The 7,117-nt window shown below is 67.5% G+C and carries 8 protein-coding genes; 2 read left to right on the forward strand and 6 right to left on the reverse strand.

The window, feature by feature from the left end:
- Positions 1–389: 389 nt before the first annotated feature.
- On the reverse strand, positions 390–755 hold the full coding sequence (locus tag OEB96_RS46565; protein WP_407674599.1) for an MYXO-CTERM sorting domain-containing protein: 366 nt from the start codon (positions 753–755) through the stop codon (positions 390–392).
- Positions 756–853: 98 nt separating this feature from the next.
- Here OEB96_RS46565 and OEB96_RS00650 point away from each other — a divergent pair, with 98 nt between their 5' ends.
- Positions 854–1,753: a hypothetical protein gene (locus tag OEB96_RS00650; protein WP_266213432.1), complete on the forward strand. Its 900-nt coding sequence runs from the start codon at positions 854–856 to the stop codon at positions 1,751–1,753.
- Between the two features lie 14 nt (positions 1,754–1,767).
- On the forward strand, positions 1,768–2,268 hold the full coding sequence (locus OEB96_RS00655; RefSeq protein WP_266213433.1) for a hypothetical protein: 501 nt from the start codon (positions 1,768–1,770) through the stop codon (positions 2,266–2,268).
- A 292-nt stretch (positions 2,269–2,560) separates the two neighbouring features.
- On the opposite strand, the gene OEB96_RS00660 is transcribed toward OEB96_RS00655, so the two are convergent.
- The 5 genes from OEB96_RS00660 to OEB96_RS00680 form a co-directional block, all read right to left on the reverse strand.
- Complete coding sequence (locus tag OEB96_RS00660) at positions 2,561–3,874, reverse strand: serine/threonine protein kinase (protein ID WP_266213434.1); 1,314 nt, start codon at positions 3,872–3,874, stop codon at positions 2,561–2,563.
- 138 nt (positions 3,875–4,012) lie between these two features.
- Complete coding sequence (locus tag OEB96_RS00665; protein WP_266213435.1) at positions 4,013–4,597, reverse strand: hypothetical protein; 585 nt, start codon at positions 4,595–4,597, stop codon at positions 4,013–4,015.
- Positions 4,551–5,249 carry a hypothetical protein gene (locus OEB96_RS00670; protein ID WP_266213436.1) on the reverse strand — a complete coding sequence of 233 codons (699 nt, stop codon included), beginning with the start codon at positions 5,247–5,249 and terminating at the stop codon, positions 4,551–4,553. The genes OEB96_RS00665 and OEB96_RS00670 overlap by 47 nt, the downstream gene beginning before the upstream one ends.
- Positions 5,250–5,295: 46 nt before the next feature.
- Positions 5,296–6,096, reverse strand: a complete 801-nt coding sequence (locus OEB96_RS00675) for an alpha/beta hydrolase (protein ID WP_266213437.1) — start codon at positions 6,094–6,096, stop codon at positions 5,296–5,298.
- A 103-nt stretch (positions 6,097–6,199) separates the two neighbouring features.
- Positions 6,200–6,901 carry a hypothetical protein gene (locus OEB96_RS00680; RefSeq protein ID WP_266213438.1) on the reverse strand — a complete coding sequence of 234 codons (702 nt, stop codon included), beginning with the start codon at positions 6,899–6,901 and terminating at the stop codon, positions 6,200–6,202.
- Between the last annotated feature and the right edge of the window lie 216 nt (positions 6,902–7,117).

Consider the following 7,117-nt stretch of genomic DNA (forward strand, 5'->3'; position numbering starts at 1 on the left):
GCGTGCTACATGATCCAGGTGTCTCGGGGTCCCTGGGCCATGATGGTGAACATGCCTGGGCCATGGTCGCGAACAACGACACCGGCACCACCTCGACCATCGACTTCATGCAGCTTGAGCCCATGGCCTCACGCTGACTTCTGCAACGCTGGGGGTAACGCCGACCGCACCTGGGCACTGCCCGAGGCTCAGCTCGAGCTTCGCGAGGCAACCGAGTGGTATGCGGACCGCTCACCAAGCGCGGCGGGCTTCGTCGTCGCCTACAAGCATGCCCGCGCCCAGGTCGCCGACCTCCCTCGTACCTGGCCCGAGGTCGAGCCTGGAATCCGGCGAGCCCACCAGCACCGCGAGTGGGGCCATTGGCACGGCCGCAAGTAGTGAGCGGCTGCTCAACCACGCTGGCGTAGGGCTCGCTGCCGGCGCGAGCGAGGCACGGCGAGGAGCAAACCCAGCCAGAGCCACCCCAGGCTGTCGCTCGTGTTGCCGCTGGTGCAGGCACAGCCGCGATCCGAGAGGTCCTCGTTCACCCGCCCATCGGCACGGGATGCACGCTGAGCCCCGCCGCGACCATCGAGGCCTTCTCGCGAGCACGACCCTCGGTCGACATCGGCACCTACTACTATTGTCACTGAGCGCCCGGCGGGGGAGATCTGGAAGACGATCGCCGTCGAGATCACCGAGGACGAGGAGTACCCGTTCTTCTCGTGGGTCGCGGAAGGAGCCGCCCTCGCGGTCGTCCAGCATGTCGGGGCCACCGCAGTGGTAGCGCCGTTGCGGCTGGCCGTGGCGCGTCGAACCCTGATTCGTTCGCATCGACTTGCGGCGCTCGTGCGCAAGCGAAGCCTACCGCTTCATGAAGGTTCCACGAGCGATCGTGATCGTCGCAGCCGTCGCCGCGGGCGCCGGATGCAAGGTCTTGGACGATGACGAACCTCCGTTGCCGATGGGGACGTCGGGCGGCGAGGCCGGCACCGAGGGCGCAGCGTGCATGCAAGCGCTGGATGAGATCCAAAACTGTGACTACCCATTGCAGTGGTGGTTCAGCAATGGCGGAGGTGGAGGAGACCTCATCCTGATGGACGATCCCGCTGCAACGGTGAGCGTCGGGACAGGCGCATGGCTCGTCATGTTGCACAGCGAAGCCGACTACATAGGGATGTACTCCTACGAGAACGGGGAATGCCTCGGCCATTGCGGATGGTGTGAAGCGGGGCAGATCATGTGCCATGGAGGGCTCACGGAAGAGACCGGCGAGGCTCGCTGCGTGCTGTGCCTCCCCTACGACCAACCCGATGCTGGTGAGCAGTGCGCGGTCTACGTTGCCGCGTGTCTCGACGGATGGGCCGAAGGTCTCGACGAAACCGGGGCAGGGACGACCGACGGGGCCGCCGGGTACGACTGCTCGTGGTGGCATCCCGAAGAAGGCGTGCAGCGTGACGGCAGCAGGGTCACCGTCGACGCCGCATTGATCGAGGAGGCGTTGCTCTACCAGGGCGAGCCGCTGGCGACGTGCGACGGCACCCGCTTCCGGCCCAGGGAGGATGGGCACCTCGAGGTCTCGCGGCTTGGCGAGCACGGCTTGGCGGTGGCGATGGGGCTCGAGCTGGGCGATGCCTTGCTCGCGGTCGACGGCCAGCACCTGAACAGCATCGACGCGATGATGAACGCGGCGAGCAAGCTGGGCGCCGGGAGCTTCGCGGTCACGCTCGAACGAGCCGGCGAACCCATCGAGCTGTCCGTGGTCGTGCACTGAATGGAGGTCTGGGCATGAAACGGTTCATCATGATCGTGTGGCTGGCTGGGTGCGCAGACGGAGGAATCGGCGACTCGCCTCCGATGGATGAGCCCGACATGGGCGCCGACATCGACATCGAGAAGGAGAAGAAGGAGTGCTCTCTCGCCAACGTTGCGGCGATCTGCCCGCGGAATTGGGGGTGGACGGTCGACGCAGGGCCAGAGATCTCGGAGGACGACCCCGACTTCGTGGAGCTCGCGGACGTGGCCGAGACCGTCTGCAACGGCCATGGCCTGTTTGCCGAGCCGGACGACTTCGAGGGGGCCATAGGCGGCCCCGAAGTCACGATCGTGCACAACTCCCAGTGCCGAGTCACCTGCTACCCGCAGTGCTCGTTCACGAGCGTGTGCTATGCGCCGAATCCCGGTGGGCGTGGGTGCGGGCATTCATGCGAACCGCTGTCCAACTCGACCAGACAGGAGTGCGAGGCGTTCGTGGCCGAGTGCATCGGCGACCCGACGGCGTGCGAATGAGCCCTGCTGGGGCCCCGCTCGGCTACGCGCCCCAGCCTGGGGCCTACGAGCCGTGCGCAGGGACGCTGCCCTACATGGATCGCTACGTGGCGTGGGTGGCCGAGGCGATGGGGGTGGAGGTCGATCGCCCGCTGGTCTGCGTATTCCGGAGCACTTGGGCAGTCGGACCGGTGGACCTGGGCACGCGGACCGGAGCACTTGGGCAGCGGGAGCGAAGCGACCTCCGAGGGCCAGCAGCGCTCGGAGGGCAGCCTGGGCCACGACCATGGGTCCTCCGGTGTTGCTCGTCGTTTCAGTCCGCATACTCCGCTGCATCCCCGAGCTCGTCCAACAAGGCGTCCACCGACGGCCAACGTTCGGCGGCAGCGGAGCAGAGGCCCCGCAGGACGGCGTCGCGGACGTGGTGGGGCACCGATTCACTCGGGAGGGGACGCATGTTGCCCATCATCACGTTGTATGTAACCTCGGTTGGCGTCTTCCCCGGGAACGGGCGCACGCCGTAGAGCACCTCGTAGACCGCAACGCACAGTGAGAACTGGTCGCTGTGCGCAGCTCCGCGCCTACCCGCCAGCACCTCGGGGGCCGCGTAGGCGGGCATGAAACCCGCGCCAAACCATGCGGTGATTGGGGGCCCATCCCCCCTGTGTGCCCAGTGAAAGTCGATGAGCCGAACCCGACCGTCCGCACTGATGAGCGCATTGGAGGGACCAAAGTTGCCATGCACGAAGCCGGCCGCGTGCGTGGCCGCGAGCCCATGGCCCGCCTGAAGGAGTGCGGCGATTCGTTCGGCGCGTGACGCTCCATGCATACGAGCCCACTCATCCACAGGAGAGCCGAGCACGAGCTCCATGGTCATGAACGGACGTCGATTGTCGACACCCACCTCGTGCACGGTGACGATGTTGGGATGATCGATCGCGGCCAGCACCTGGTATTCGTGCTCGAGCATCAGGCGCGTGCGCAGCGGTTCCGTGCGGTCTCCCAGCTTCATGGCCACGCTCTCGTGTCGATCGGGGTCGTGAACCCTCAGGATCGTGCCGTGGTGCCAGCGAGCGAGCACTGCTTCCATGCGAAAGCGACCGATCCGGGAGGGGGGATCCTCGCAGGAGTCCTCCACCCACCTTCCGGCGAACGCACCCGCCGATTCTGCTCCCCGTAAGGTCTCCTTCACGAGCCTCTCCATGAGGGCGACGAGCTGCATGGCGCCCGGCGAGAGCATCTGCTCATGACGTAGCCGTGCATCCTCGGACGCGAGGACGGAGAAGGTCTCCTCGGCTCCGCCGATCTGGAGGGTGATCGACGCGATGTCCTCACAGGCGGGGCATCGCAGGGGGTCGCCATCGGGGAGCTCATGGACACGTTGCCCCACCAAGTCCAGGAACGCCATGAGGGACCCCGGGTGCGGGATGCTGCGAGGGCCGTGGCTGACGCACTCGAGCGTGACGTAGTCGAGCGCGTTGCCGTTGATCTCGATCCGCTGGATGAGCACGCGATCACTGGGAGGACCCCGGAAGAGCTCGAGCACGATGATGACGTCGTCGAGGGCTCCGCACCGGACCCTCTTGTGAAGGTCCCGAACGATGCGGGGAGGCAGAGAGAGGAGCATCGCAGTGCCCATGATGCCCTTGTCGCGACCGCGACGGGTAGCGGGCTCACGCCCGCGATTGGCAGCGCTCCGCCAGCTCGCCGATCGCTCCGAAACACGCATCGTAGGCCAGCCGGAGCAGGTCGTTGTGAATGGCGCTCACTCGTCGTGGTCGAGGCGCTCGTTGGCTGAGCGCAGCTGCCCTACAATCGATCCACCGCAGAACGGACACGTGGAGTCCGTAGACCCCAAGCGACAACGGCAATCCGGGTCGGAACACCGGAGCAGCGGGTGCTTGTGGCCCCACACGGCGCCGACCGAGCCGCCGATCGCGAGCAGCGGCAGCGCCCAAGCGAGCGGAACACCGGTCGCGAACATCACCATGAGCGAGGGCACGATCGTAAGGACCACGCCCATCGACTTGCGTCGCTCGATCACCGCGTAGACGCGTTGCCCTCGGTTGAAGAAGCGCCGCCGCTCCTGGTAGGCCTGCTCGGCTCGTTCGAGCGTCTCGTCGTCGAGCTCCGCCAGCGGTGAGTCGTCTAGAGCCCGGCGCGTGACGGGAGGATCCTCCGGGACCCCGAGCCGCCTACGCAGGGGCGCGGCATCGTTGGCGTGCTCGGCCAGCGCAGCATCGAAGTCGGCGAGAAGATCACCATCGAGACTGGCACGGACCAGGTCGCGCTCCTCGGGTACATCACCGCGCGAGAGCACGTGCAGCGCGGCCAGTCGAGCGAGCGCCACCGGTACCAGGCCGCCCACCGTCTGGGTGGACCACTGGGTGGCGACGTAGCCCCCCCAGGAGCTGCTCCTGCTTGTGCGTCTGGATCGTGCCGATCGTGAGCACCGGCCCCAGGCCCAGCGCGACCCCGATCACGGTGGCCGAGGCGTCGTCGAGCCCCGCATCCTCGGGGGGCTCGGACGCATCGGGGACGGGTCCGCGGTAGGCCAGGGGCTCGTCGCGCGTGAGCCCCTGGTACTCGGCCCAGGCCTTGACCACCTCGAGCGCGAGCCAGGTCACCATCTGCTGGGGCGAGCCGATCGCGAGCACGAGGAACCGGGTCGTGCCTTGCTCGATGCCGTCGAACAGCACCGGCTCCTCCACCAGCCCGCTCTCCATCTCTCCCTCGCGGCCATCCTCGACCACCACCGGGACGTCCGGCAGGCGAACGTGTCGCATCAACCGTCGCAGGGCGACGCGCACGCCCGCCAGGCTCGGCTCCCAGGGATCGGGAAAGCTGCGAGGATCGAACGAGACCAGCGGCGAATCGAGGTAGCGCTCAACCCCCACCATGGCGACCGCCTCGGCGAGGTGCTGCTCGAGCTCATCATCGATACGCCGTCGTTCGTCCACCCGCATGGTTTCGCCCTCGTCTGCTGGGCTGTCCCCGAGCATCGCAGTGCCCATGATGCCCTTGTCGCGGCCGCGACGGGTAGCGGACTCACGCCCGCGAGCGGCAGCGCTCCACCAGCTCGCCGATCGCCCCGAAACACGCATCGTGGGCCAGACGAAGCAGGTCATTGTGGCTGGCGCCATCGATGATCATCATCGTGCGTGCCGCAGCGGAGGTCAGCAGCTTGGCCAGCCGCTCGACCGAGCTCAGCGGAATGAGGTCGTCCCGGCTCCCGTGCAGCAAGAGGGTGGGCAGCGTGATCTTGGCGAGCTTGGCCTCGTGCGCCGCGAGCAGGGCACGCACCGTCGGCTCGGGGACGTCGACGAGGCGGTCGACGAGGCGGCTGCCCTCGCCCGCCGGGCTCGAGAGCACCAACGCGTCGAAGCGCTCGGAGCAGTGGGCCGCGACCTCGAGGGCCGCGTGTCCGCCCAAGCTGCGACCCATGACCAGGCGCAGATCTGGCCCATCGTCGGCATCGAGGATCTGGTGGAAGCGCTCGGCAATGGGGTGAACGTCGGCCATCAGCGCGGCGAAGGTGGGCGTGCCGTCGCTCGCACCGTAGCCGCGGTACGTCGCCACGAACAGGTCGAGCCCGATGTGGTGGAACGAGCGGGCGAGGTGATCGTGATCTCCCACCACCTCGCCATTGCCGTGGAAGTAGAGCACGGCACCGCGACGGTCCGGGGGCGACCCGGGGTGTGCATGGTGACGCGCCGCCACGGCGATCCCGGGCGCGACGTCGATGCGATGGTCTCGCGCGCCGTGCGGGGCCGCCGTGGGATCGGGTGATGGGTAGAACACCGGCTCGGACAGGGTCGAGCGATCGAGCAGCCCGTAGTCGATGGCCATGCACTTTCATATCCGCAAACGCCGCGGGAGGCGAGAGTCGAGCGTGATACTCGTACGCGTTCAGCGAACCGCGTCGTGATTCGCTGAACAGGCTGCGCTATCCCTACTGCTCGTGGGGCACGAGTTCACCGATGGACGCCTGGCGGTAGACGTCGATTGTCGACCGGCGCTCGCCTGCGAGCCGGGCGCGTCCGCGGAGGAGGGTCGCCCGCAGCTCGGCTCGCAGCCGCGTGCGGGCCTCCTCGATCTCTTGATCGAGCGACGGGAGGTCGCCTTCGTGGCGTTCGTACAGCTCGATGCGCTCGTCGGCTTCTTCCGGATGGGCTCGGCAACGAGCCATCATCATCGAGTAGTAGGCGAGCCACTCCGCGCTGAACGTCGGGTGAACGTGAGCCGTCATGGTCATGGTACCGGCCGCGAGCACATCGGGCGGGACCGGGATCCACTCGCCATCGGGCGCCATGATCTCGACCGAGCCGAATCCGTGCAGCTGGGCATTGCGGCCATCGGACGGCATGAAGACGAGCCTGGTGCCATGATCGGTGGCGTATTGCCAGTGACCGAATCGGGCATGGTACTCGGCCGTGGGCATCCACGTGTAGTGGAACCGCTGCTGGCCATCGATGCGATCGGTGTATGTCCGGTGGCCGGCCTCGGCCTGGACCAACTCGCGGCCCGCGTTCGGATCCAGGAAGAAGACGAAGGGCGCCCCCGGGGGGGTGCACGGCAGATGCTTGTGCCAACTGCGTGCATCGACGACGTACTCTGCGAAGCTCTCGGTCTGCTCCACAGTGGGGAGCGGCAAGGACCTCACGAGATCCCGGTAACGAGCGTGCATCTGCGAGAGCCTACCAGTCCCGCCGCCACGGCTCCCCGGTGATGATCACTCCCCGAGCGCCCGCCAGCGCATGCGCACGGTCTGCAAGCCGGCTGCGGGGGGCTAGCAAGAAACCGGATGTCGGAGGCTCGGTCAAGCGGCCGGGCGGAGCTCGACCTCGTAACCCAGGCCCTTGAGGCGCTG

Source organism: Paraliomyxa miuraensis (assembly GCF_026337845.1).
GTDB lineage: Bacteria > Myxococcota_A > Polyangia > Nannocystales > Nannocystaceae > Paraliomyxa > Paraliomyxa miuraensis.